Source organism: Pseudomonas graminis (assembly GCF_900111735.1).
GTDB lineage: Bacteria > Pseudomonadota > Gammaproteobacteria > Pseudomonadales > Pseudomonadaceae > Aquipseudomonas > Aquipseudomonas graminis.
Genome location: NZ_FOHW01000005.1, coordinates 72,730 through 97,433, shown reverse-complemented (window position 1 = coordinate 97,433; position 24,704 = coordinate 72,730). Strand labels below are relative to the sequence as shown.

General features: G+C 60.6%; 20 protein-coding genes. 12 read left to right on the top strand and 8 right to left on the bottom strand.

Features of this window, described 5'->3' with window-relative positions:
• Positions 1–198 precede the first annotated feature (198 nt).
• From hflK to cfaB, 5 genes are all read left to right on the top strand, one after another.
• Positions 199–2,169, top strand: coding sequence for a protease modulator HflK (gene hflK / locus BMY98_RS05870; RefSeq protein WP_074886037.1), 1,971 nt, complete (start codon positions 199–201; stop codon positions 2,167–2,169).
• Positions 2,170–2,180: 11 nt separating this feature from the next.
• On the top strand, positions 2,181–3,221 hold the full coding sequence (gene hflC / locus BMY98_RS05865; RefSeq protein WP_074886034.1) for a protease modulator HflC: 1,041 nt from the start codon (positions 2,181–2,183) through the stop codon (positions 3,219–3,221).
• Positions 3,218–4,285 (top strand): SPFH domain-containing protein, encoded by a 1,068-nt coding sequence (locus BMY98_RS05860; RefSeq protein ID WP_074886031.1) that lies wholly within the window; start codon positions 3,218–3,220, stop codon positions 4,283–4,285. The genes hflC and BMY98_RS05860 overlap by 4 nt, the downstream gene beginning before the upstream one ends.
• A gap of 71 nt (positions 4,286–4,356) precedes the next feature.
• Positions 4,357–6,237: a heavy metal translocating P-type ATPase gene (locus tag BMY98_RS05855; protein WP_245760026.1), complete on the top strand. Its 1,881-nt coding sequence runs from the start codon at positions 4,357–4,359 to the stop codon at positions 6,235–6,237.
• Between the two features lie 276 nt (positions 6,238–6,513).
• Positions 6,514–7,698, top strand: coding sequence for a C17 cyclopropane fatty acid synthase CfaB (cfaB, locus tag BMY98_RS05850; RefSeq protein ID WP_074886024.1), 1,185 nt, complete (start codon positions 6,514–6,516; stop codon positions 7,696–7,698).
• A 126-nt stretch (positions 7,699–7,824) separates the two neighbouring features.
• On the opposite strand, the gene cls is transcribed toward cfaB, so the two are convergent.
• Positions 7,825–9,264, bottom strand: coding sequence for a cardiolipin synthase (gene cls, locus BMY98_RS05845; protein ID WP_074886022.1), 1,440 nt, complete (start codon positions 9,262–9,264; stop codon positions 7,825–7,827).
• Between the two features lie 175 nt (positions 9,265–9,439).
• On the opposite strand from cls, the gene BMY98_RS05840 reads away from it, so the two are divergent.
• Positions 9,440–9,961: a DUF3617 domain-containing protein gene (locus BMY98_RS05840; protein WP_074886019.1), complete on the top strand. Its 522-nt coding sequence runs from the start codon at positions 9,440–9,442 to the stop codon at positions 9,959–9,961.
• 246 nt (positions 9,962–10,207) lie between these two features.
• Positions 10,208–11,446: an N-acetylmuramoyl-L-alanine amidase gene (locus tag BMY98_RS05835; RefSeq protein WP_074886014.1), complete on the top strand. Its 1,239-nt coding sequence runs from the start codon at positions 10,208–10,210 to the stop codon at positions 11,444–11,446.
• Between the two features lie 66 nt (positions 11,447–11,512).
• On the opposite strand, the gene BMY98_RS05830 is transcribed toward BMY98_RS05835, so the two are convergent.
• The gene (locus BMY98_RS05830; RefSeq protein WP_074886011.1) at positions 11,513–11,902 is read right to left on the bottom strand and encodes a glutamine synthetase; all 390 of its coding nucleotides are present in this window, start codon (positions 11,900–11,902) and stop codon (positions 11,513–11,515) included.
• A gap of 86 nt (positions 11,903–11,988) precedes the next feature.
• Between BMY98_RS05830 and zigA the strand changes: the two genes are divergently transcribed.
• Positions 11,989–13,191: a zinc metallochaperone GTPase ZigA gene (zigA, locus tag BMY98_RS05825; protein WP_074886008.1), complete on the top strand. Its 1,203-nt coding sequence runs from the start codon at positions 11,989–11,991 to the stop codon at positions 13,189–13,191.
• A gap of 12 nt (positions 13,192–13,203) precedes the next feature.
• Here the strand turns inward: zigA and BMY98_RS05820 are convergent, their stop codons facing one another.
• Complete coding sequence (locus BMY98_RS05820; RefSeq protein ID WP_074886005.1) at positions 13,204–13,575, bottom strand: NADH:ubiquinone oxidoreductase; 372 nt, start codon at positions 13,573–13,575, stop codon at positions 13,204–13,206.
• Positions 13,576–13,626: 51 nt separating this feature from the next.
• Here BMY98_RS05820 and BMY98_RS05815 point away from each other — a divergent pair, with 51 nt between their 5' ends.
• Entirely contained in the window at positions 13,627–14,589 is a 963-nt protein-coding gene (locus tag BMY98_RS05815; protein ID WP_074886263.1) for a CobW family GTP-binding protein, read from the top strand.
• 20 nt (positions 14,590–14,609) lie between these two features.
• Here the strand turns inward: BMY98_RS05815 and BMY98_RS05810 are convergent, their stop codons facing one another.
• A complete protein-coding gene (locus BMY98_RS05810; RefSeq protein ID WP_074886003.1) occupies positions 14,610–15,002 on the bottom strand; it encodes a DUF3301 domain-containing protein in 393 nt (130 codons plus the stop codon).
• Between the two features lie 134 nt (positions 15,003–15,136).
• Here BMY98_RS05810 and pdxY point away from each other — a divergent pair, with 134 nt between their 5' ends.
• Entirely contained in the window at positions 15,137–16,003 is an 867-nt protein-coding gene (gene pdxY, locus BMY98_RS05805) for a pyridoxal kinase PdxY (protein ID WP_074886000.1), read from the top strand.
• A gap of 19 nt (positions 16,004–16,022) precedes the next feature.
• Here pdxY and BMY98_RS05800 read toward each other — a convergent pair whose 3' ends face one another.
• Entirely contained in the window at positions 16,023–16,508 is a 486-nt protein-coding gene (locus BMY98_RS05800; RefSeq protein WP_074885997.1) for an acyl-CoA thioesterase, read from the bottom strand.
• A 309-nt stretch (positions 16,509–16,817) separates the two neighbouring features.
• On the opposite strand from BMY98_RS05800, the gene BMY98_RS05795 reads away from it, so the two are divergent.
• The gene (locus BMY98_RS05795; protein ID WP_074885994.1) at positions 16,818–18,572 is read left to right on the top strand and encodes a cation:proton antiporter; all 1,755 of its coding nucleotides are present in this window, start codon (positions 16,818–16,820) and stop codon (positions 18,570–18,572) included.
• A gap of 59 nt (positions 18,573–18,631) precedes the next feature.
• Here the strand turns inward: BMY98_RS05795 and BMY98_RS05790 are convergent, their stop codons facing one another.
• From BMY98_RS05790 to uvrD, 3 genes are all read right to left on the bottom strand, one after another.
• Entirely contained in the window at positions 18,632–19,039 is a 408-nt protein-coding gene (locus tag BMY98_RS05790; protein WP_074885991.1) for an SMI1/KNR4 family protein, read from the bottom strand.
• 127 nt (positions 19,040–19,166) lie between these two features.
• Positions 19,167–20,021: a Tim44 domain-containing protein gene (locus BMY98_RS05785; RefSeq protein WP_074885989.1), complete on the bottom strand. Its 855-nt coding sequence runs from the start codon at positions 20,019–20,021 to the stop codon at positions 19,167–19,169.
• 206 nt (positions 20,022–20,227) lie between these two features.
• Positions 20,228–22,411 (bottom strand): DNA helicase II, encoded by a 2,184-nt coding sequence (uvrD, locus tag BMY98_RS05780; protein WP_074885986.1) that lies wholly within the window; start codon positions 22,409–22,411, stop codon positions 20,228–20,230.
• Positions 22,412–22,581: 170 nt separating this feature from the next.
• Here uvrD and BMY98_RS05775 point away from each other — a divergent pair, with 170 nt between their 5' ends.
• Positions 22,582–24,648 (top strand): putative bifunctional diguanylate cyclase/phosphodiesterase, encoded by a 2,067-nt coding sequence (locus tag BMY98_RS05775; RefSeq protein ID WP_074885983.1) that lies wholly within the window; start codon positions 22,582–22,584, stop codon positions 24,646–24,648.
• Positions 24,649–24,704 lie beyond the last annotated feature (56 nt).

The following is a 24,704-nucleotide window of genomic DNA, read 5'->3' as shown; positions in this document are numbered from 1 at the left end:
CCAAGTGAGCCTGTAGCTGTCTGCTGCCTGTCCGCACCCGCATTGAGGGCTGCGCAAACGAATAATCAGACGAAAATTTCACGATTTCTGTTATATCGTAACGCCCTGTTTCAGCGTGGTTGGAAGCAGTGTGACGCGACGCCAGTTGGCAAGCGGGAAGGGTGATGATTACAGCGTTAAACGGGCTTTGGAGTTGCAATGCGGGTTGATCTGGATGATGAGGGCGCTGTACCGGCGAGCCTGCCACGATTTCAGCGGGCGGTTGTTCAATCGCGGCGTCTTTCACGGCTGACGTATTTGACAGGAGCGATGGGCGTCATCGGCCTGGTGGTGTCACTTTTCGTTGACCTCTTTTCTCCCAACTCGCTGTGGACGGCGGTGCTGACCAACAGCGCCGCGAGCCTGCTCTTGCTGGCGGCGGCATTGCAGTCGGCTCACGTGGTCAGCCAGTGGCGGGCGGGCATCATCGCACCCGCTTCCGCTGAAGCTGCCTCTGATGATGAAGCGCTGCTTCACGTCGAGGAACAGGGCTGGTACGACCGCGTCCTTGGCCGCATCAGCGGCGCTGGCACCTCAATGGTGGGGCAGGTCGGATTGCCAGTGTTCTGGCTGGCAGGCTGGACGTTGCTGTCGCTGGTCAGCATTGGCCTGATCTGGAACCTTGCTTTGGCAGGCAGCAATGTCGGCCTTGTCGGCAACATGGTCGGCGGCCTGCTGCTGTTGATCGGGTTTGCGCTGCTGGTGTTGGAGCGGCAATTCGGCAATGAGTCCGAGGCCAGTTGGCCTGAAGCCGAGCAGTTGGCGCAGATCACCAAGGTCGCCATCGCTACGCTACTGGTCACGGCGTTCTGCCTGTTTTTCTCCTCAGTTGATCGCGTATGGCCCGCCCGCCTCGCGGTATTGATTGGCCTGTTGCCTGGGCTGGTCGCCGTCGAGCTACTCGTCCGCGCGCTCCTGTCGGTCTTCAGCCCCCGTAACGAACGCCTCGAACCGCGACTGATTGCCAACAGCTTCGTTGCCGGCCTGTTGCGCTGGCCGCCGCGTCCGCTGCTGGCGCTGCAAAACGAGCTGCACAACCGCTTCGGCATCGACCTGCGCCAGATCTGGGCGTTTACCTACATGCGCCGTGCCTTTCTGCCGGTGCTGGCAGTCATCGTCGGCCTCGGCTGGTTGCTGAGTGGTGTTCACGAAATCCCCATGCAGGGCCGTGGCATTTACGAGCGCTTCGGCAAGCCGGTTGAAGTCCTGGAGCCGGGTCTGCATGCCGGTTTGCCCTGGCCTTTCGGAACGGTGCTGGCGTTGGAAAATGGTGTGGTCCACGAGCTGGCGACCAGCGTCGCGGAGGGGGCGGGCGCCGAGCAGACCCTTGACCCTGCCGAAGGGCCGCCGCCTGCCATTGCCAACCGGTTATGGGACGCCACGCACATCAATGACAAGTCGCAAGTGATCGCCAGCGGCTCCGGTGCCAAGCAGAGCTTCCAGATCGTCAACATGGACGTGCGCTTTGTGTATCGCATCGGTCTGACTGACGAGGCCGCACTCGCCGCGACCTATAACAGCGCCGACATCCCCAGTCTGATTCGCAGCACCGCCAGCCGCGTGCTGGTGCACGATTTCGCCTCGCATACCCTCGACGAATTGCTCGGTGAGCAGCGCAATGATCTGGCGGCTGACATCGGCGACGCCGTACAGCGCGACCTGAAAAAACTCGACAGCGGTGTGGAAATTCTTGCGACCGTGGTTGAGTCGATTCATCCACCGGCAGGCGCGGCCAACGCCTACCACGCGGTCCAGGCCGCGCAGATCAGCGCCCAGGCACTGATCGCCCGGGAGCGTGGCGCGGCGGCAGATCAGGCCAACGTGGCTCAACTGCACGCCAGCATGGCCCACGATCAGGCGGCGGCCACCTCGCGGGAAGTCATGGCCACGGCGCAAGGCGCGGATTTGCGTTTCAGCGCCGAGCAACAGGGCTACGCCAAAGCGGGCCGGGCGTTTCTGCTGGAGCAGTATTTCAGTCAGCTGACTCAGGGGCTGACCCACGCCAAGTTGCTGGTGCTGGATCATCGGCTCGGCGGCACCAGCGCGCCGACCATCGATCTGCGTTCTTTTACCCTCCCGGTCGACCCTGCAGCGTCGACTCAATCAGCTGACCAGCCCTCGGCTGAATAAGGAGTCTTCCTTTGAGTCTGTTTCATTCCCACGATCATCACGACCATTCCGGTCACGACCACAGCGGTCACGGTCATGGCGGCCACCATCACGGCCATCACCATGGCGAAGCCTCCGGCCCGGCCGTGTTTCCGTGGCGCCGTGCGGCGTTGGCTGCGGTGCTGATTGCTTTCGCGATCGCGGCGGCGAGCCTGGTCCAGGTGCGCTCCGGCGAGGCGACGGTCATCACGCGCTTCGGAAACCCCGCCCGCGTACTGCTCGATCCGGGCCTGAGCTGGCGCTGGCCGGCGCCGTTCGAAGCAGCGATCCCCGTGGACCTGCGTTTGCGCACCACCTCAAGCGGTTTGCAGGACGTCGGTACCCGTGACGGCCTGCGCATCATCGTTCAGGCGTACGTGGCCTGGCAGGTGCAGGGCGATCCGGACAACGTGCAGCGCTTCATGCGCGCCGTGCAAAACCAGCCGGACGAAGCGGCCAGACAGATCCGCACCTTCGTCGGCTCTGCACTGGAAACCACTGCAGCGAGCTTCGATCTGTCGAGCCTGATCAACACCGAGGCCAAGCAGGTGCGCATTGCCGATTTCGAAAACCAGCTGCGTCAGCAGATCGATAAGCAACTGCTGACCACCTATGGCGTACGCGTTCTGCAAGTAGGTGTCGAACGTCTTACGTTGCCGTCGGTAACTCTCAACGCGACAGTCGACCGCATGCGCGCCGAGCGCGAAACCATCGCTACAGAGCGCACCGCCATTGGCAAACGTGAGGCGGCGCAGATCCGTTCTGCCGCCGAACGCGACGCGCGGATTGTCGAGGCCGACGCTACCGTGAAAGCTGCCGACATCGAGGCGCAATCCCGCGTTGAAGCGGCGCAGATTTACGGCCGCGCCTACGCCGGTTCGCCGCAGCTGTACAACTTGCTGCGCTCGCTGGACACCCTCGGCACCGTGGTGGGGCCGAGCACCAAACTGATTCTGCGTACCGATGCCGCGCCGTTCCGAGTGCTTGTAGACGGCCCGCCGACCCTGGATGGCAAGGCTGGAACGCAGCCATGACTGAGCAAGACGCGGCGCACATCGAGCGGCCGGTGGTGAACAGTCCCTGGCTGCAGGCCAGCCGGCTGGCGTTTCTGGGGCTGTATGTCGTGACCCTGCTGGCTGCGCTCGGTTGGGCTGTCTCCAATGTGCGGGAAATCGACCCACAGAACCGCGCCGTGGTGTTTCGCTTCGGCGAGCTGGACCGCGTACAGAACGCAGGCTTGTTGCTGGCCTGGCCGCAACCGTTCGAGCAAGTGGTGCTTTTGCCGTCCGCTGACCGCGTGATCGAGCGGCATGTCGAAACGCTGTTGCGTTCCCCCACTGCGTTGGCAGCCGACAAGATCACCAGTTTTGCGACGCCGATGAGCGACGCACTGGCAGGCTCGGGCTATTTGCTGACGGGGGACGCCGGTGTCGTACAACTCGATGTGACGGCGTACTACAAAGTGACGGAGCCGCGAGCGTTCGTGCTGCAAGGCGAGCACGTGCTGCCGGCGCTGGATCGTCTGGTCAATCGCAGCGCCGTCAGCCTCACAGCGGCGCGGGATCTGGACACTATTCTGGTGGCGCGTCCCGAGCTGGTGGGTTCCGACAGCCAGTCTGCCGAGCGTCGCGAACGTCTGCGCGGCGATCTGGTGCAGGGTATCAACACGCAGCTTGGCGAGCTGACGGCCACTGGCGTCGGTCTGGGCGTCGAAGTCGTGCGTGTCGACGTGCAGTCCAGTCTGCCGGCCGCGGCAGTGAATGCGTTCAACGCGGTGCTGACTGCCAGTCAGCAAGCCGATCAGGCGGTGGCGAACGCGCGCACTGACGCAGAGAAACTCAACCAGACCGCTAATCAGCAGGCCGACCGCACGCTGCAGGTCGCCCATGCCCAGGCGTCCGAACGACTGGCCAAGGCGCAGACCGACACCGCCGCAGTGACCGGCCTGGCGATGTCGATGCAGAACAAGAGCGATCCCGGATTGCTATTGCGGATCTACCGCGAGCGGGTGCCTGCCATCCTGAAACAGGCGGGCTCAGTGACCACGGTCGACCCCCGCGACGATTCCCGCCTGATCATTCAGGGAGCTGACAAATGAGTGGCGAAGCCGTACATAACCATTCCCACGACCCTTCTCACAAGCATGCCGAGCCCGCTGCGCCCGGCAGTATGCTCACCAGCCGCGAGCAGCGCAGCGCGGCCCGCCAGTTGACGCTGGCGATGCTTGCCCTGGGCCTGCTTGCTCTGGGGCTGGTCTGGCGATTCTTCTCGCCCGAGCAAGTCGGCGTCAGCCAGCTGCTGTTGGGCGCCGCCTCGCTGTTGGTGGCCATCCCGGTGGTCAGCGCCGGCTGGCACAGCCTGCGTTATCCCAGCCTGCACGGCATTACCGATCAACTGATCGCACTGGCCATGCTGGGCGCGTGGGCGACGGGCGATCTGATGACCGCCGCGTTGCTGCCCATCATCATGATCTTCGGCCATGTGCTGGAGGAGCGCAGCGTGATTGGCTCCCAGGAAGCCATTCAGGCACTGGGCCGTCTGACCCGCAGCCATGCCCGGCTGATCGATAAGGATGGCGCGATCCGCGAAGTCGACAACGGCACGCTGGTGGCCGGTGATCGCGTCGAAGTGCGCGCCGGTGACCGCGTACCGGCTGACGGTTTGGTGATTTCAGGCCAGGCCAGCCTCGATACCGCACCCATTACCGGCGAGTCCGTCCCGCTTGAAGCGCGTGCAGGGATGGAAGTCTTCGGCGGCGCGATCAACCTCGATGGCCTGCTGCGTATCGAAGTGACGCGCATCGGCAACGAGTCGACCCTGGGCAAGGTCATCGCGCTCATGCAAAGCGCCGAACGCTCCAAACCGCCCATCACTCGCCTGTTGGAAAAGTACGCCGGCAGCTACATGGTTCTCGTGCTGCTGATCGCGGCCGTGACCTGGTTCATCACCAATAACGCGCAGGCCATGTTGGCGGTGTTGGTCGCTGCCTGCCCTTGCGCGTTGGTGCTGTCAGCGCCCGCGACAGCCATTGCCGGTATTGCGGTCGCCGCGCGCCACGGCATTCTGATCCGCAGTTCGGCTTTTCTTGAAGAACTGGCCGATCTGACTTCCTTGGTCGTCGACAAGACCGGCACGCTGACCTACGGCAGTCTGCGTCTGCAATCGGTGCAGGCCGAGGAGGGCGCTGGCGACAACATCATCGAGCTGGCAGCAAGCCTGGGTTCTGCGAGTAGCCACCCGGTCAGTCGCGCGCTGGCCAGTTTGGTCGACAAGGATCATCTGCTCCCTCTTGGCGACATTCGTGAGCGCCAGGGGCTGGGCGTCGTCGCGCAGACCGCACGGGGTGAAGCCGCGTTGGGGCGGCCTGAGCTGTTCGCGCAGATGGGCATCGTTACCTCGCCGGTTCCTGACCACGATGGCCCGATTGCCGGGCTCGCGGTGGATGGCCATTTTCTGGCCTGGCTGCTGCTGGCCGACAGCCTCAAGCCCGAGGCCCGTCAGGCGCTGAGTGAGCTGCGCGAGCTGGGCCTGGGTCGGCAGTTACTGCTGACCGGGGATCGCCAGAGTGTCGCCGACAGCTTGGGTCACGAGGTCGGCATCAGCGATATCCACGCCCAGGCGCTGCCCGAGGACAAGCTCAATCGGGTCATGAGCGAAATCAAAAAAGGCTTTCGTCCGATGGTCGTCGGCGATGGCATCAACGACTCCCTGGCGCTGAAGGCCGGCGTTGTCGGCGTTGCGATGGGGGCGGGCGGGGCGGACATCGCGTTGGCCTCCGCCGACATCGTGTTGATCGGCAGTGACCTGCGCCGGCTGGGCACCTGCGTGAGGCTGAGCCGTCAGTGCCGCCATACCTTGCAAGTGAACGTGATCATCGGACTTGGCTGGACGCTGGCCATTGTCGCCATGGCGGCGTTCGGCGTGCTGGGCGCGGCAGGCGCGATGATCGCGGCGATCCTGCATAACCTCAGCACGCTGCTGGTGCTTGGCAACGCCGGTCGACTGCTACGTTTCCACGAGCCCATCCCGAAGTTTCACAATCCCTCCTAAGCCACATTCCCCGGCGCCTTCACCGAAAGCGCCGGGTTACGGGGATCCACTAAGCATTAAAATCCGCTTGAGCTTTGAAGAACTCTGTTACAAATTAACTTGAGTCTTTTCGGGGTGCTCCATCTGCAGGCGTCACATTGGCTCGAATTCTGGGGCAAAAAGTCCTACCCGTTGTAGATTCGTCGTCGTTCATAAAAGCCGATCGCCTGACGGCTCCTGATCCGGGAGTCGGTTATGGACTACCCTTTCCGTGTAGCTGGATCAGGGGGATTTCATATGCTCGCGCAACTTCCACCGGCGTTGCAGAACCTTCATCTGCCACTGCGTCTCAAGCTCTGGGACGGCAACGAGCTCGACCTGGGGAGTGATCCCCGCGTCACGATCGTGGTGAATGACCCGTCGCTTGTTTCCGATTTCACGCACCCGAGTCTGGACCTTCTGGGCCGCGCCTTTGTTGAGGGCCGGCTCGAACTGGAAGGATCGATCAGTGAAGTGATCCGGGTGTGCGACGAGCTGACCAAAGCGCTGGTGGACGAGGACGACGACAATCTCCCTGTGCGCACCGAGCACGACAAGGCCACCGACGCCGCGTCGATCTCCTACCACTACGACCTATCCAACGACTTCTACCGCTTGTGGCTGGACCGGGAGATGGTCTACTCCTGCGCGTACTTCAAGACCGGCAACGAAACCCTCGACCAGGCGCAACAAGACAAGTTTCACCACCTGTGCCGCAAGCTGCGCCTCAAGCCGGGGGAATACCTGCTCGACGTCGGCTGTGGCTGGGGAGGGCTTTCCCGTTTTGCCGCGAGTGAATACGGCGTCAAGGTCTTCGGCATCACGTTAAGTCGTGAGCAACTGGCGCTGGCCCGGGAGCGGGTACGCGCGGACGGTCTGCAGGAACGTGTCGAGCTGCAGCTGCTCGACTACCGGGATCTGCCCAGGGACGGTCGGTTCGACAAGGTCGTCAGCGTCGGCATGTTCGAGCATGTCGGCCACGCCAACCTTGAGCTGTACGCAAAGTGTTTGTTCGACGCGGTGAAGGAGGGCGGTCTGGTGATGAACCACGGCATCACGTCCAGGCACACCGACGGACGTCCTGTGGGACGCGGTGCAGGGGAATTTATCGATCGCTACGTGTTTCCCAACGGTGAACTGCCGCACCTGTCGATGATCACCGGGTTCATCAGCGAGGCGGGTCTGGAAGTGGTCGACGTGGAAAGCCTGCGCCTGCACTACGCCAGGACACTCGAACACTGGAGTTCCCGGCTGGAAGAGAAGCTCGATCTCGCCGCGGCCATGGTGCCGGAGCAGGCGCTGAGGATCTTTCGGTTGTATCTGGCTGGCTGCGCGTATGCGTTTTCCAGGGGCTGGATCAACCTCCACCAGATCCTCGCGGTAAAGTCTTATCCGGACGGTAGTCATAATCTGCCGTTGACCAGAGACGATATCTACGCGTAATTGCTTCAACTGGCGGGAGCGAGCTTGCTCGCGAAGATGTCGGTACATCCCCCGAATCATCGGCGTTTGAACTACCGTCTTCGTGAGCAAGCTCACTCCCACACTTGGCGTACTGCTCAATCACATCTACAGAATCGGCGAAATCAATCTTGCGACCCGCATTCCCAATTGCTGCAGGTGATGGGTTTCTTTGCTCTCTTCACTGGAGATTTCGTGGGAGAGGGCGAAGTCGTCGATCAACATGGTTTCGACCTCGCGTGCGAAATCCTCATCAACGGTCAAGAGCATGAGTTCGAAGTTGAGCCGGAACGAACGGTTGTCCAGGTTGGCGCTGCCAATCGCCGAGATCGCGTTGTCCACCAGCACCACCTTCTGGTGCAGGAAGCCGGGCTTGTAGCGAAAGATGCGAACGCCTGCGCGGACGGCTTCAAACGCAAACAAGCTGGATGCGGCATAGACCGTGTAGTGATCAGGACGCGAGGGCAGCAGCAGGCGCACATCCACGCCGCGCAGGACCGCCAATCTCAGCGCCGCCGACACGGCTTCATCGGGAATGAAATAGGGTGTGGTGATCCACACCCGTTCGGTCGCCGCATGAATGGCTTCGACGAAGAACAGTGAGCAGGTTTCCTGGGCATCAGCCGGGCCGCTGGCGAGTAACTGGCACAGTACGCCGTCCTCCGGGTAGCTATCGGGCAGGATCAACGGCGGGATTTCACGAGTCGCCCAGAACCAGTCTTCGGCGAACGATTCCTGCAGACAGGCCACGACAGGTCCGACAACGCTAACGTGGGTATCGCGCCACGGCGCCAGCGGCGGCTTGAGGCCCAGATACTCATCGCCCACGTTGTGGCCGCCAACGAAGCCTTTGATGCCATCCACCACGACGATCTTGCGGTGGTTACGGAAGTTGATCTGGAAGCGTGTCAGCCAACCGCCCCGTGTGGCAAAGGCCTTGATCTGAACACCACCGGCACGCAGTTTGTCGATGTAGCGCGCCGGTAAGGCATGGCTGCCGATGCGGTCGTAGAGCACATGAATCGCTACGCCTTCGGCGGCTTTTTCCAGCAACAGCCCTTGCAGTCGGCGACCGAGATCATCGTCATGGATGATGAAAAACTGCACGAACACCACTTCCCGGGCGCTTTTGATGGCTTCGAATATCGCGCCAAACGTTTCATCGCCGTTGATCAGCAGCTTTACTTCGTTGTTCGCCAGGCACGGCATGCGTCCTAGCTTTGGCATTGCGCGCAGGGATCGATAAGCGTCCGAGCGACGCGCTGCCACCGCCTCTTCAATCCATGGCTTCCAGTTGAAGTCGGCGATCGCCGTGCGCATCTCGGTGTTCGCCTGACGCCGCGCTTTGATGTAGGCGTCGAACGTACTTCTACCGAAGACCAGATACGGGAGGAGTGCGATATAGGGGATGAAGATGAGGGGCATCGCCCAGGCAATCGAGCCCTGAGCAGTACGCACAGTGAGTAAGGCGTGGATTGCTGCGACAATGCCCAGCAGGTGAGTGAAACCGAGCAAATAGCCAAAGAAATACGGGCTGTGGTAATCCATGCGCAACCTTGTGCTAGAAGCTTATTGGTGTCTAACAGACCACACCGCACCGGGATTGTCGCTATTTTATTGCGGGTGCAACTGGCCACCCGATCTGCCGTCTAACCCTCATCGTTCAGTGGCTTGCAAGCAGGCCGCATCCAGATGCCCAAGAGTAAAAAAGGAAAACCGATTCATGAAAAAGCGCGTACTGGCATTGATGGTTTGTCTGGCTGCGCCCTTCGCCCAGGCACAGGTGTTGCAGCCGGGACTGTGGGAGCTGAGTTCAAGCAACATGCAGGTGGACGGCCAGCAGATGCCGGACCTGCAGGTGATGCTGTCCCAACTGCAAATGATGGCGCCGCAGCAGCGCGCAGCCATGGAGCAAATGCTTGAAAAACAAGGCGTTACTCTTGGCGGGAAGGGCGTACGTATTTGCCTGACCCAAGAGCAGGTCAAGAATGAGCAGATCCCGCTGACCGATCCGAAGTCGGGCTGTACCCAACAGATCACCGAACGTACCGGCGCCACCTGGAAATTCAAGTTCAGTTGCCCTCGCGCTCAAGGTACTGGCACTGCACAGTTCCTGAGTGACCGTGAGTTCAACACCCACGTCATTGGCTCGTTCAACGCGACAGGCCAGCAGCAGAACGGCAGCATGGACACGCGCGCTGTTTGGCTGGGTCAGCAGTGTGGCACCGTAAAACCGAGAACCTGATTCTTCCTGCTTATCAAGCGCCCTGAGTAATCAGGGCGTTTTCATTTGTGCGAACATTACATCGTGTTCCACGTGGAACATGTTCTTGTTTCACATGAGCTTTTCAACCTTAGGCGTTGAACAGACTGATTAAAACCATGGCCATTCTTATAAAAAGCTTCATCTTCGCCAGATATCCCGACTGTTATATTGTAACTATGACCCTCTATCTCTGAGCCGGGATGCTCTTCGCCATCGGACCGTGCCATGCACCGACGTCAAATGCTGCTCAACATGCTTTTGGCCAGCGCCGCCTTTGCGCTTCCATTTTCAGTCCATGCGACGCAGATCCGGAGTGCTCGCTTGTGGCGTTCCGATAGCAAGCTACGTCTCGTGTTCGACCTGAGTGGCCCGGTGCAGTACAAGACTTTCACGCTTAGCGCGCCCGAGCGGATCATCATCGACGTCAGCGGCGCCCGGCTTGAGGGCAACTTCAGTCAGCTGGCGCTGGAAAACACGCCGATCAAGTCGATTCGCTCCGGCCACTTCGGTCAGAGCGATACGCGCATCGTCCTCGATCTGACATCCCCCGTGCAGATCAACAGTTTCCTGCTGGGTCCCGAGGGCGCTCAGGGCAACCGGCTGGTTCTCGATCTGGGGCATGACGTGCTTTCCCGTCCGCCGGTGCAGTTGGCCGCAGCCGCACCGCTGGCGAAAGAGCCAGCCGCGCAGTCCACGGGAAGAGACCGTTCCAAGCGCGACATCATGGTGGTCGTCGACGCAGGCCATGGTGGTAAAGACCCTGGCGCCGTTGGCTCGAAGGGTGAGCGCGAGAAAGACGTCGTGCTGTCCATTGCGCAGTTGCTCGCCAAGCGTTTGAAGCGCGAAAAGGGCTTTGATGTGCGCCTGGTTCGCAACGACGACTTCTTCGTGCCGCTGCGCAAGCGCGTGGACTTCGCGCGCAAATACAACGCTGACATGTTCATCTCGGTCCACGCCGACGCAGCGCCTCGGTTGACGGCTTCCGGCGCGTCGGTGTTCGCGCTGTCGGAGAACGGCGCGACATCTGCGACGGCGCGCTTCATGGCCCAGCGCGAAAACGGCGCCGACCTGATCGGCGCGAACAGTCTGTTGAACCTGAAAGATAAGGACCCAATGCTGGCCGGCGTGATTCTCGATATGTCGATGAACGCCACGATCGCCGCGAGTCTGGATCTGGGTCACACCGTACTTGGCAGCCTGGAAGGGATCACGACCCTGCATCAGAAACGCGTGGAACAGGCCGGTTTCGCGGTGCTGAAGTCACCGGACGTACCGTCGATTCTGGTCGAGACCGGCTTCATCTCCAACAGCCGCGACAGTCAGCGTCTCGTCACCGCGCGCCATCAGCAGGCCGTGGCCGATGGTTTGTTTGATGGCATGAAGCGCTACTTCGAGCGCAATCCGCCGGCCGGCTCGTACGTGGCCTGGCGCCAGGAGCAAAAGGCGAATGAGGCGCTGGCCTGAGGATTGAGGTGCCGAACGGCGGAGAGAGCAGACTGGCTCTCTCCGGAAACGGGCCAGCTTTGCCGCTCACCGACAACCCATCACTCGATCACAGGTGATTTTGGTCCGGCTCCCGCTCGAACTTGACACCCGACTGATCGTCGTCCAGCCCACTTTCCGGGTATACCCCACCCAGGTTTCGCCATCCGATGCCAGCCCGGTGAAGAAGGTCAGTGAGCCGTAACGGCTATTGGTCTGCGCCCAGCGTCGCTTGCCCGCGCTTTCAAAGCCGCGCACGAACATCGTTTTCCCTGCTACCGCCACGCTGTATGTGTTGTCGTCGGCATCAATGCAGGCCAACAGCGTTGCAGTGCGCGTGCACAACGCCTTGTCCAGCCTGGGCGAGGGCGGCAGGGCAAACGCCTGTGTGCTCAGCAACAGCGAACAGCCTGCCAACAACCAAAACAACCGCGTCATGAAGTCGCCTTAAAAAAGATTAGCGCTCGTGTATCGTTATACTATAACGTAAAAAGCGATCGCATCCGCACTCTGGTGAAACCTTCATGAACCGTCTTCCCGTTACCGTTCTTTCCGGCTTCCTTGGCGCAGGAAAAAGCACGCTGTTGAACCACATCCTGCGCAATCGCGACAATCTGCGCGTCGCCGTGATCGTCAACGACATGAGCGAGATCAACATCGACGGCAGTGAAGTACAGCGGGACGTCAGCCTCAATCGCGCGGAAGAAAAACTGGTGGAGATGAGCAACGGCTGCATCTGCTGCACCCTGCGCGAAGACTTGCTGGAAGAGGTCAGTCGGCTGGCCCATGAAGGCCGTTTCGACTACCTGCTGATTGAGTCCACGGGTATTTCCGAGCCGCTTCCCGTGGCTGAGACATTTACCTTTCGCGATGAACAGGGCCGGAGTCTGGCCGATGTCGCCCGTCTCGACACGATGGTGACGGTAGTCGATGGCCTGAACTTTCTGCAGGATTTCAACGCTGCGGAGAGCCTGGCCTCACGCGGAGAGACCTTGGGCGAGGATGACGAGCGCGCGATCACTGATCTGCTGATTGAACAGGTTGAGTTCGCCGACGTGATACTGATCAGCAAGATCGACCTCATCAGTTCAGCCGATCGCCGGGAGCTGATGGCAATTTTGCGGCGCCTCAACAGTCAGGCGGAAATTCTGCCCATGGTCATGGGCGCCGTGCCCCTCAACAAGATTCTCGACACGAACCGTTTCGACTTCGAACGAGCGGCGCAGGCACCGGGCTGGCTCAAGGAGTTGCGTGGCGAGCACGCGCCGGAGACCGAAGAATATGGCATCGCGTCCACGGCTTATCGGGCGCGTCGGCCTTTTCATCCCCAACGCTTTTTCGACTTCCTGAATGCGCCTTGGGAAAACGGACGACTGCTGCGCTCGAAGGGCTTTTTCTGGCTCGCCAGCAAGCATGAGGACGCCGGCAGTTGGTCCCAGGCCGGCGGCTTGATGCGTCATGGTTTCGCCGGTCGTTGGTGGCGCTTCGTGCCTAAGGCGCAGTGGCCGCAGGACGACGAAAGCACGCAGGTGATCATGCGCAGTTGGGAAGCGGAGACCGGCGATTGCCGTCAGGAACTGGTGTTCATTGGTCAGAACATCGACTTCGGGCGGCTGGCTGCCGAGTTGGATGAATGTCTGCTGACTGACGCCGAGATGGCGGCCGGCGTTGCAGACTGGCGTTCGATGCCTGATCCGTTTGGCGACTGGTACGGCGATGCGGCCTAAAACCCGTCCGACTTACTGGGTTTTCCAGATGCCTTTGCTCTGCTGCTCGCAGAACGGTTTGAGGAACGCAGCGTCGCTGGCCACGCCGTAATAGTGAATGTTCTGCCGATAAGGCATATTGGCCACCTGCGCGTTGCTGCACTGGCCAAATGACCCGGCAGGGCACTGTTCCGCGTACGTGACGTCGGTTTTCTGGTCCTTGAGCTGGGGTTTGCAAAAACCGTCGTGGAACAGGTCTGGCGGGATGTTCAGATTCTCCTGACAGACTTTGACGTCCACTCGCTCGCCCTGGCTGTGCACGACGCACGTCTCGGCCCAGACCTGCGCCGACGTCATCGCCAACAGCGCCCACGCCAGCCCCATGGGCAGCCACCTTGCTCGCATCAATTACCTCCGTCAGCGCTCATTTCAGGAGCGATCTCAAGAATGGCCGACATGCTGCAGAACATCCCCACTCATGTCATTGCAGGCCCATTAGGTGCCGGCAAGACGAGCCTGATCAGGCATCTAATGAAGCAGAAACCTGCGCACGAGCGCTGGGCTGTGCTGATCAATGAGTTCGGCCAGATCGGCCTGGACGCTGCGCTGCTGACGACCGGCGACGATGGTATCGCACTTGGCGAAGTGGCTGGAGGTTGCCTGTGCTGCGTCAATGGCGCGCCTTTTCAGATTGGCCTCGGCCGGTTGTTGCGCAAGGCCAGACCGGACCGCTTGCTCATCGAGCCCTCCGGGCTGGGGCATCCGGTTCAGTTGATCCAGCAATTACACGAGGCACCCTGGTTCGGCGTGCTGTCGATTCAGCCCAGTGTCATGGTGCTCGACGCCCAGGCGCTCGCTCAGGGCAAAGCGCTGCCTGACACCCAGCGGGACGCCCTTGCGCAGACGGGCCTGCTGGTACTGAACAAGTCTGAAGGGCTGGACGCTTCGACGCGGAAGGCGATTGCCGCTGCGCTGCCTGATCGTCTGCTGCGCTGGACTGACCACGGCGTATTGTCTCTGGATGCGTTACCCGGCATCGACGTCAGCGCTCACGCTGGCTCCGACAACCCAGCCATCCCCCGGTCATTGGCGCAACTCCCTGCAGCGTGGGCAGACCCGATGGCGCCGTTCTGCGTGAGCCAGCAACAGGCAGAAGGCTGGAGCATCGGCTGGCGCTGGCACCCAGAGCGGGTTTTCGATGCGACAAAGGTGCAAGCCTGGCTGCAGGCCTTTGACTGGCGGCGCGCCAAGCTGGTTATCCACAGCGAAAAGGGGTGGGTTTCAGGCAACGCGCTGAATGGCAGCTCGCTGGAATGGGCGTCGAGTGAATGGCGCAGGGACTCGCGCCTTGAGCTGATCTTCGACGGGCCTCAAGACGAGGCCGCTTTGCAGGCAGAGTTGGCGGCCTGTCTGCTCTAGAGTCAGTTATCCACAGAGGGTCACTGCTTCCACTTGTTGTGTTCCTGACGCCACTGACTCAGCTGAATGATCTCGGCGGTGGGCTTCGGGTCTTTGATCTCGAACGGGTAGGGCGCCAGTTCGATCTGCGCCGCATGGGCACCGAACATGGTGATCGTGCCGGGATGCCGGTGCTCACCGGTGACTGTGAATTCGAAGTTATACACACGCGCCAGGCGCTTGCGGCCTTCATTGTCGCGTTTGAAGGCGAGTCGCTTCAGCGCAACGTTGCCGTCGAGCAGCTCCAGATCGAGTTTGGCGCAGTGCTGTTTGACGCGTTCGAGCGCCCGTTCACGCAAGCCATGGGCGTGCCACAGCCAGGCGCCGGCAGTCGCCAGCAGCATGAGGACGAAAATGTTGCCCAGGGTCAGCATGGAAAAGGCACTCCAACAGAAGGCTTGCAGCTTAACTGCGTCGGGTGACAGACAGCCATAGCCCGAAAGCTTAATTTCGCTTCACTTCGTCCGGCATCGCCACTACTGTGCCTTCCCGGTCTCAGGAACCTGTCATGAAACGTACGCCCCATCTACTCGCCATCCAGTCCCATGTCGTGTTTGGTCACGCCGGCAACAGCGCAGCTGTGTTCCCTATGCAGCGTATCGGCATCAATGTCTGGCCGTTGAATACCGTTCAGTTCTCCAACCACACTCAGTATGGACACTGGGCGGGGGAAGTCCTGGCGCCGCAGCAGATTCCAGCGTTGGTCGAGGGGATTGCCGCGATAGGCGAGCTGGGCAATTGCGATGCGGTTCTGTCCGGTTATCTGGGGAGCGCAGCGCAGGGGCGGGCGATTCTGAGCGCGGTTGCGCAGATCAAACGCGCCAATCCACGCGCGCTGTATTTGTGTGATCCGGTGATGGGGCACCCGGAGAAGGGCTGCATCGTGCCGCAGGAGGTCAGCGATTTTCTGCTGGACGAAGCCGCTGCGGTGGCCGACTTTCTTTGCCCCAATCAGCTGGAGCTGGACAGCTTCTCCGGCCGCAAACCCGAATCGCTGCCTGACTGCGTGGCCATGGCGCGCACATTGCTGGCCCGAGGCCCCAAGGCGGTGGTCGTCAAGCACCTGGCCTATCCGGGAAAACCTGCGGACAGCTTTGAAATGCTGCTGGTGACCGAACACGAAACCTGGCACCTGCGCCGACCGCTCCTGGCATTCCCTCGACAGCCCGTTGGTGTCGGCGACCTGACGTCCGGGCTTTTCCTGTCGCGGATTTTGCTGGGTGACGACCTGCGCCGCGCGTTCGAATTCGCGGCGTCAGCGGTGCATGAAGTGCTGCTGGAGACTCAGGCTTGCGGCAGCTATGAGCTGGAACTGGTGCGCGCGCAGGACCGAATCGCCCATCCGCGCGTCAGGTTCGAAGCCGTCCGCTTGTAGGGCGAATCCCGGCGCTGGCTTAAACCGGCTCATCCTTGATTTCACGATAACGCTTCTCCAGTTCCTGACGGATCTGGCGGCGTTGTTGTGCCTGCACGTAACGGCGCTTGTCTTCGCTGTTGGCTGGTGTGAGCGGCGGCACGCCGGCAGGTTTGCGTTGGTCGTCCACCGCCACCATGGTGAAGAAGCAGCTGTTGGTGTGACGAACCGAGCGTTCGCGGATGTTCTCAGTCACTACCTTGATGCCCACTTCCATGGACGTATTGCCGGTGTAGTTGACCGATGCCAGGAACGTGACCAGCTCGCCGACGTGAATCGGCTCACGGAAAATCACCTGATCCACCGACAGCGTCACGACATAGCGTCCTGCGTAACGGCTCGCGCATGCGTAGGCGACTTCGTCGAGGTACTTCAGCAGCGTCCCGCCGTGGACGTTGCCGGAGAAATTGGCCATGTCCGGGGTCATCAATACAGTCATCGACAGCTGGGCGTTTCCGGGTTCCATAGCGTGCTCACGGTCTAAAAGGGTCAGAAGGCACCTTGCTCAGGTGCTCGAATGCAGATTGGCTACAAAACCATCGATACCGGGACGCCAACGGCCGCTCCGCCGTCACGCCCTGCATCCATCTGTTTCCATATATTGCACTGGCTTTTCGCGCTTTTGTGCGGTGTTAACCTGCGGAAGCCCTTGGATGGGGTAAATCCTGCGTCTCGGTCAGAATATTCAGGCTTCGTTGGCGAGTTTTCGTACAGCAGTCGTCTCTCATTCAGGCGGATACGCGCATTTCACCGATTGCCAGCAGGAGCAGCGCCCATGCATGCCATCAGTTTCATTCAAGACCTGGCTGTGATCATGCTCGTCGCTGGCGTCGTAACGGTGGTGTTCCACAGGCTCAAGCAACCCGTGGTGCTGGGCTATATCGTTGCCGGCTTTATCATCGGCCCGCACACCCCGCCTTTTGGCCTCATCCACGACGAAGACACCATCAAGACCCTCGCCGAACTCGGCGTGATCTTCCTGATGTTCTGCCTCGGCCTGGAATTCAGCCTGCGCAAACTGTTCAAGGTAGGCGCGACCGCGTTCATTGCCGCGTTTCTCGAAATCATGCTGATGATCTGGATCGGTTACGAAATCGGCCAGTTCTTCGCCTGGAACACCATGGACTCGCTGTTCCTGGGTGCCATTCTGGCGATCTCGTCTACTACCATTATCGTCAAAGCGCTCAACGACCTGAAAATGAAAAACCAGCGCTTTGCCCAGCTGATCTTTGGCGTGCTTATCGTTGAAGACATCCTCGGCATTGGCATCATCGCGCTGCTATCGGGCATCGCCGTGAGCGGCACGGTCAGTTCCGGCGAGGTGTTTTCCACGGTCGGCAAGCTGTCGCTGTTCATGATCGTCGCGCTGGTCATCGGCATTCTGGTCGTGCCGCGGTTGCTGGCTTATGTGGCGAAGTTCGAAAGCAATGAAATGCTGCTGATCACCGTGCTGGGCCTGTGTTTCGGCTTTTGCCTGCTGGTGGTCAAACTTGAATACAGCATGGTGCTGGGGGCGTTTCTCATTGGTGCGATCATGGCCGAATCCCGGCAACTGGCGAAGATCGAACACTTGGTCGAGCCCATCCGGGACATGTTCAGCGCGATCTTTTTCGTCGCGATCGGCTTGATGATCGATCCGAACATTCTGCTCGATTACGCCTGGCCCATCGCGGTGATCACCGTCGCCGTGGTACTGGGCAAGATGATTTCCTGCGGGTTGGGCGCTTTTATCGCCGGCAACGACGGCAAGACCTCGCTGCGTGTGGGGATGGGGCTGTCACAGATTGGCGAATTTTCCTTCATCATCGCAGCGCTGGGGATGACGCTGCAGGTCACCAGCGATTTTCTCTACCCGGTCGCGGTGGCGGTCTCCGCCATTACTACGCTGTTGACGCCTTACCTCATCCGCGCAGCAGATCCGCTGTCGCACACTTTGGGCGCCATTGTTCCGGCACGTATGGCGCGGGTGTTTGGCCTGTACGGAGAGTGGCTGCGCAGCATTCAGCCGCAAGGCGAAGGCGCAGTGCTGGCGGCGATGATCCGCAAGATCCTGCTGCAGGTCGGCATCAACCTGGCGCTGGTCATCGCTATCTTCTTCACCGGGGCATTCTTCGCGGAGCGGATTGGCGTGTATTTCAGCGACTGGGTCAGCGATGTTGGACAGCAGAAGGCCTGGATCTGGGGCGCTTCATTGCTACTGTCTCTGCCGTTCCTGATCGCTGCTTATCGCAAGCTCAAGGCGCTGTCGATGTTGCTGGCGGAGATGAGCGTGAAGCCGGAGATGGCGGGAAGGCACACAGCGCGCGTCCGTCGGGTGATCGCTGAAGTGATACCGCTGCTGTCATTGGTGGTGATTTTTCTGCTCATCGCATTGCTGTCATCCAGCATGCTGCCGACGCGCGAATGGCTGGTGCTGATCGTCGTGGTGGCGGCCGTGGTAGCAGCCGTGTTGTGGCGGTGGTTCATCCGGGTGCACACGCGCATGCAGATTGCGCTGCTCGAGACCCTCGGCAATCACGCTGAGCCCTGAGCCCTGAGTCGGCCTTAAGACGCGTGCTCAAGGCTGATTCAGGAGAGGAGTTGTGATTCTCAGCTTTCCAGCCAGACGTCCCGCGCCCAGTGCCAGACGGATTCCCAGTTTTCTTCGGTGACGAGTTCTTCTTCGCCAGACCACAGCACCACCGTGCCGTCTTCCTCGACGCAGTAGTAATCCTCGCCGTCCTGACAGATCGGGATAAGCTCGCGCGGCACGCCGATGTCCCAGGCGGTCGCCGCCACTTCCGGCAGATACGTGTGCGAGCCCGGATCGGTGACGGTGACTGGCTCAAGGCTGCCGTAAACCACGTCGCTTACGGTGAGCAAGAACTCCTTGAAGACGAACGGGATATTGATGAACAGCTGCTCCTCAACTTCGACCAACTGATCTTCATCAGGCAGCTCAAGCGGGACAGGGACCGGTTCATTGGCTTCACGGAGTTGTTCGATGACTTCTTCCACGACGTGGATCCTCTAACGATTTGCGCGGGTTATACAGTAGCTCAAAGGCATCGCCAAATTAACTTGGCTTCTCTAAAAACAGAACCCCGGAACAAGTCCGGGGTTCATTTGCAGCAGCTCAGCGGTATTAGCCGTTCTGGCGGATACCTGCCACCAGCCAAGGCTGGTTGTCACCCTGGGCGCGTTCCATGTTCCAGCTTTCACTGAACACTTCGCCCTGATCGAAGCGCGACGTCTTCGACACACCGTTGAACGTCAGCGTAGCGATGGTCTTGTCGGCGCGATCATCCAGACCATCAAGTTGCACGTTGAGGTTGTCGATGAAGGTGGACTGGAAGCCGTCGCCCAGATCGGCGCGTTCTTTCTTCAGGAACTGCAGCATTTGCGGGGTCACGAACTCGGAGATCTTGTCCATCTCGTTCGCGTCCCAGTGCTGTTGCAGCGACTGGAAGTGACTGCGGGCAGCTTCAATAAAACGTTCTTCGTTGAACCAGGCCGGCGCGTTGATTACCGGACGGGCAGCCGCTGCAGGAGCGGAACCGCCGAAGATCGAATTCTGTGCCGGTTGCGGCTGTTCGAAGGTTTCACGCTGATAAGGAGCACCAGCGGGGGCCATCTGTGGCTGCTGTTTGCGTCGACGCGCCGCGATGAAGCGAAAGATCACGAAGGCGATGATCGCCATGATCAGGATGTCGAAGAACTGCATGCCTTCGAAGCCACCGCCCATGAACATGGAGGCCAGAAGGCCACCGGCGGCGAGACCGGCCAATGGGCCCAGCCATTTGGAAGCACCGCCCGCAGCAGGCGCAGGACGGCCGGCGGCGTTAGGTGCTGCGGCAGGAGTGGAAGGAGCTGTTTGACGCGCCTGGTGACTTGGCGCCGAGCCCATGCTCTTGCCACCACCGAAACGCGCAGCGTTGACATCGAGGCTCATGGTGAGCCCGATAATCATTGCCAGAGCGATGCTAAGAAAACGTTGCATAAGGGAATTCCCGTTTGTGGATTGCACGCGCGCCATGTTGCACAGGACAAATGGGGATGACCAGCGGCCATATGTTTCCGGCTTTTGCGTGAATCTTCACCTGCCTGCTCTACCTGGGTTGTAAGCAGGTGAAGAAAGTTCTGTAGGAAAGATGGGGGGTGGATGTGGGAATACAAGGGGTGCATCAACGCATCGTCAGTTACCGATCAAACCGGCTCGAGCTTCGCGTACCCCAGCATCAGCCACTTGCTGCCTTCCGAGAAATTCACCTGGACCCGCGCCTGAGCGCCTGAACCCTCGAAGTTGAGGATCACGCCTTCACCAAACACTGCGTGCTGCACGTGCTGCCCCAGGGAGAACTGGCTCTGCGGAATGGCTTCGCCATCGAACAGGCGACTCGGGGCCATGGTTTTGGAACCGCCGAACGGCCTCGTCACGCTGTTGGACAACCGCACTTCCTGAATCAGATTGGCCGGCACCTCCCGTACGAAGCGCGAGACCTTGTTGTAGGTTTCGCTTCCGTACAGGCGTCGGGTTTCTGCGTAGGTCATCACCAGATGCTGCATGGCACGGGTGATGCCCACATAAGCCAGACGACGCTCTTCTTCCAGGCGCCCCGGCTCTTCCAGGCTCATCTTGTGCGGGAACAGGCCTTCTTCCATGCCCACCAGGAACACGTACGGGAACTCCAGACCTTTGGCGCTGTGCAGCGTCATCAATTGAATGCTGTCCTCGTGCTCGTCCGCCTGGGTATCGCCTGCCTCCAGGGAGGCATGGCCGAGGAAGGCCGCCAGCGGTGTCAGGTCTTCCTCTTCGTCGCTGTTCTCGAAGGCGCGCGCGGCGCTGACCAGTTCCTCAAGGTTTTCCACCCGGGCCTGGCCTTTCTCGCCTTTCTCTTCCTTGTGGTACGTGATCAGGCCGGACTGCTCGATAACCGTTTGGGTCATCAGATGCAGCGGCATGTCCGCGGCCTTGGCGGCGAGGTTTTCGATCAGTTCGATGAATGCGCCCAGCGCGCCCGCAGCACGACCGGCCAGGCCTTTGTTGGCGACCAGCAGGCGCATGGCTTCCCACATCGAAACGTCGGCGTGGCGCGCATGCTCGCGAATCGCTTCGACGGTTTTCTCGCCAATGCCGCGCGGGGGGACGTTGATGACCCGCTCCAGCGCCGAATCATTACCGCGCCCGTCCAGCAAGCGCATATACGCCATGGCGTTCTTGATTTCGGCGCGCTCGAAGAATCGCTGGCCACCGTAGATGCGGTACGGGATGCGCTCGCGGAGCAAGGCTTCTTCAAGGACCCGCGACTGGGCGTTGGAGCGGTAGAGAATGGCGATGTCGCTTCGCGCAAGGCCGGTCTTGATCGCGCTTTCTATGGTCTCGACCACGTAGCGCGCTTCGTCGTGTTCGTTGAACGCGGCATACAGATTGATCAGCTCGCCGTCGCCGACGTCAGTCCACAGCTCTTTACCCAGCCGCCCTGTGTTGTTGACGATCAAGCCGTTGGCGGCCTTGAGGATGCTCGCGGTGGAGCGATAGTTCTGCTCCAGGCGAATGGTCTCGGTATCGGGGAAGTCTTCGGAATACTGATGAATATTCTCGATCTTCGCGCCGCGCCAGCCATAGATGGACTGATCGTCGTCGCCGACCACCATCAGGCTGTCGCCACCCTGGGCAAGCAGGCGCAACCAGGCGTACTGAACGGCGTTGGTGTCCTGGAATTCGTCTACCAGCACGTGACGGAAACGGCGCTGATAGTGAGCAAGCAGGCTCGGGTTATCGCGCCACAGGTCCAGCGCGCGAAGCAGCAGCTCGGAGAAATCGATAACGCCGGCGCGCTGACAGGCCGCCTCATAGGCTTCATAGACCGACTTCATGGTCGTCAGAAAGAGATCGCCCGAGGCCTGAATGTGTTTAGGACGCAGCCCTTCGTCCTTCTGCCCGTTTATGAACCACTGCGCCTGCCGTGCCGGCCAGCGCTGCTCATCCAGATTCAGCTCGCGCATGACGCGCTTGACCAGTCGCTGCTGGTCATCGCTGTCCAGGATCTGGAAGCTCTGGTTCAGACCCGCTTCCTGCCAGTGCGCCCGCAACAGGCGGTGCGCCAGACCGTGGAAGGTACCCACCCACATGCCGGCCGGGTTGATGCCCATCAACTGCTCGATGCGATGGCGCATCTCGGCAGCGGCCTTGTTGGTGAACGTCACCGACAGGATCGAGTGCGGCGAGGCGTTCTCGACCTGGATCAACCAGGCGATACGGTGTACCAGCACACGGGTTTTGCCGGAACCAGCGCCGGCCAGGACCAACTGACGACCCACGGAGGCAGCTACGGCCTGGCGTTGGGCATCGTTGAGGGAGTTAAGCAGAAGGGAGAGGTCATCGCGCATCGGGGCATTCTAGGGTGCCGTGAGGGCATGGGCAAACCCTAACGCTGGCCGGTCGTGATGTTGTCGGTCCTATTTTGCCGTCTGTAGATTTTAATTTATGACTGTTTGGTCTCGACGGTCCCTTGTGTATCCTCCGCGAACGTTCAAGGCCACCAATTATAAGAAATGCCATGACCTTCAGCTCCGAAGCCCCGGCAGACTCCGTGGCGACACGCCGTGTCATCTGCAAGCAGTTCGCGACCCAGCTTGCCGCCGAGCGTACCCGCCTTCTTTATCAGGGATCGCTACTGCCGACCCTGTTCATGTTCATCAATGGTTTGCTCTGCGCGTGGCTGCTCTGGAGCCCCGAGCGTTACGTGCTGGTTGGCGTCTGGCTGGGTTGGCTGTCAGCGCTGGTTTGTCTGCGTGTGCTGCAAGTCGCCGCGTTCAGGTCGGCATCACTCGATCGTCGTTCACAGCCGATCTGGAATCGCATGTTTCTGGCCGGCGCCTGCGTCAGCGGGTTCACCCTGTCCAGCGCCGCGCTGGTGCTGATGCCGGCGCAAAGCCTCGCTCAGCAGGCCTGGGCGTTCGGCCTGATCGGCGCTGCGACGCTGTCTGCCAGTGTGGCCTATGCCGTGAGCATTCCGGCGTTCCTCACCTTCACGCTGCCGTGCCTGCTACCGCCCATCCTCTATCTGTTCTGGACTGGCGATCCACAATGCCATGGCTGGGGCTGGCTCGGACTGATTCTGCTGCTGGCGCTGATCGTGGTGGCCGCGCAGGTCAACCGTTTGATCGAGAGGGGCCTGATCCGGCGATTTCAGAACGTGGCGCTCATCGAGCACCTTCAACAGGCCCAGGCCGAAAGTGACGAGCTTAACCGCGAGCTGACGCGCCAGTACGAAGAGCGTACGCGTTATCTGACCCATTACGATGAGCTGACCGGCCTTGCCAATCGGGCGTTGTTCAACGAGCGGCTGCGCGAGGCCAATCAGCGTGCGCGTCACGGTGGGCGCACGCTGGCCATGCTGCATATCAATCTCGATCGCTTCAAATTGCTCAACGACAGCCTGGGTCACGACATCGCTGACCAATTGCTGCGCCTTGTCGCGCGCCGGCTGAATGCCCACGTGGCAGACGCCGATACCGTCGCGCGTTTGTCGGCGGACGAGTTTGCCGTGCTGTTTGACAGCCACGGCAACCTGACCACGATGGCGCGAATCACGACGCGCCTGCTGGCGAAGCTGCGTTCGCCGATATCAGTTTCCGGCCATGAGCTGGTGATCAGCGCTTCGATCGGCATCGCGTTGCTGCCCGGTTCTGCCCGGGACATTGCCGCGCTGGTCAGCCAGGCGAATATGGCCATGCAACACGCCAAACACCTGGGTGGCGACAATTTTCAGTTCTACACCGAAAGCCTTGAGGCGGGTACGCCAGGTCGTTTGCAGCTGGAAATCCAGCTACGTCGCGCGATTGCAGAAGGGCAACTGGAGGTTTTTTATCAGCCTAAGCTGGAGCTTAAAAGCGGGCGTCTCAATTCCGCGGAGGCACTGGTGCGCTGGCGTCATCCCGAGCGCGGTCTGATTTCGCCCGGCGAGTTCATCGGGTTGGCGGAGGAGACCGGCCTGATCGCCAACATAGGGGAGTTTGTGCTGCGCAAAGCCTGCCACCAGGCCTGCGAATGGCAGCGGGAGGGCCTCGCTCCGATCAGGGTTTCAGTCAATCTTTCGGTGCATCAAATGCGTCAAGGCAAGCTGGTCAGCCTTGTGCGGCAAGTGCTCGAAGAGACCGGGCTAGATCCGGAATACCTGGAGCTTGAGCTCACTGAGAGCCAGCTGCTGGAGAGCGTCGAGCACATCATCACCACGTTCCAGCAACTGCGCGCACTTGGGGTGAAATTAGCCATCGACGACTTCGGTACGGGCTATTCATCGTTGAGCTACCTGAAACGTTTTCCGGTGCACTGCGTGAAGATCGACCAAGCCTTTATTCGTGGTTTGAACGAAGGGGCAGAGGACGCGGCGATTACCCGAGCGATCATCGCGATGGCCCACAGTCTTGAGCTCAGGGTAGTGGCCGAGGGCGTGGAAGATTGCGAGCAACTGGAGTTTCTCAGGGCTCATGGTTGCGACGAGGTGCAAGGCTACTTGATCAGTCGGCCGGTAGAGGCCAGCGTCATGGGCGGCATCCTGCGCAGTTGTCTGGCCGAAGCCTGGAGCCCTGTGCGAAAAGCCCTACACTACAAAGCGACCTGAGCCTCAACACCGATCGGTTGACCGCGGGAAGATCGTTTAACTGTGCGGTTTGCAGG

Excerpts from the sequence above, each read along its gene's own strand:
- hflK (WP_074886037.1), top strand. The coding sequence starts at position 199 with ATGCGGGTTGATCTGGATGATGAGGGCGCTGTACCGGCGAGCCTGCCA.
- BMY98_RS05860 (WP_074886031.1), top strand. The coding sequence starts at position 3,218 with ATGACTGAGCAAGACGCGGCGCACATCGAGCGGCCGGTGGTGAACAGT.
- BMY98_RS05855 (WP_245760026.1), top strand. The coding sequence starts at position 4,357 with ATGCTCACCAGCCGCGAGCAGCGCAGCGCGGCCCGCCAGTTGACGCTG.
- cfaB (WP_074886024.1), top strand. The coding sequence starts at position 6,514 with ATGCTCGCGCAACTTCCACCGGCGTTGCAGAACCTTCATCTGCCACTG.
- cls (WP_074886022.1), bottom strand. The coding sequence starts at position 9,264 with ATGGATTACCACAGCCCGTATTTCTTTGGCTATTTGCTCGGTTTCACT.
- BMY98_RS05840 (WP_074886019.1), top strand. The coding sequence starts at position 9,440 with ATGAAAAAGCGCGTACTGGCATTGATGGTTTGTCTGGCTGCGCCCTTC.
- BMY98_RS05835 (WP_074886014.1), top strand. The coding sequence starts at position 10,208 with ATGCACCGACGTCAAATGCTGCTCAACATGCTTTTGGCCAGCGCCGCC.
- BMY98_RS05830 (WP_074886011.1), bottom strand. The coding sequence starts at position 11,902 with ATGACGCGGTTGTTTTGGTTGTTGGCAGGCTGTTCGCTGTTGCTGAGC.
- zigA (WP_074886008.1), top strand. The coding sequence starts at position 11,989 with ATGAACCGTCTTCCCGTTACCGTTCTTTCCGGCTTCCTTGGCGCAGGA.
- BMY98_RS05820 (WP_074886005.1), bottom strand. The coding sequence starts at position 13,575 with ATGCGAGCAAGGTGGCTGCCCATGGGGCTGGCGTGGGCGCTGTTGGCG.
- BMY98_RS05815 (WP_074886263.1), top strand. The coding sequence starts at position 13,627 with ATGCTGCAGAACATCCCCACTCATGTCATTGCAGGCCCATTAGGTGCC.
- BMY98_RS05810 (WP_074886003.1), bottom strand. The coding sequence starts at position 15,002 with ATGCTGACCCTGGGCAACATTTTCGTCCTCATGCTGCTGGCGACTGCC.
- pdxY (WP_074886000.1), top strand. The coding sequence starts at position 15,137 with ATGAAACGTACGCCCCATCTACTCGCCATCCAGTCCCATGTCGTGTTT.
- BMY98_RS05800 (WP_074885997.1), bottom strand. The coding sequence starts at position 16,508 with ATGGAACCCGGAAACGCCCAGCTGTCGATGACTGTATTGATGACCCCG.
- BMY98_RS05795 (WP_074885994.1), top strand. The coding sequence starts at position 16,818 with ATGCATGCCATCAGTTTCATTCAAGACCTGGCTGTGATCATGCTCGTC.
- BMY98_RS05785 (WP_074885989.1), bottom strand. The coding sequence starts at position 20,021 with ATGCAACGTTTTCTTAGCATCGCTCTGGCAATGATTATCGGGCTCACC.
- uvrD (WP_074885986.1), bottom strand. The coding sequence starts at position 22,411 with ATGCGCGATGACCTCTCCCTTCTGCTTAACTCCCTCAACGATGCCCAA.
- BMY98_RS05775 (WP_074885983.1), top strand. The coding sequence starts at position 22,582 with ATGACCTTCAGCTCCGAAGCCCCGGCAGACTCCGTGGCGACACGCCGT.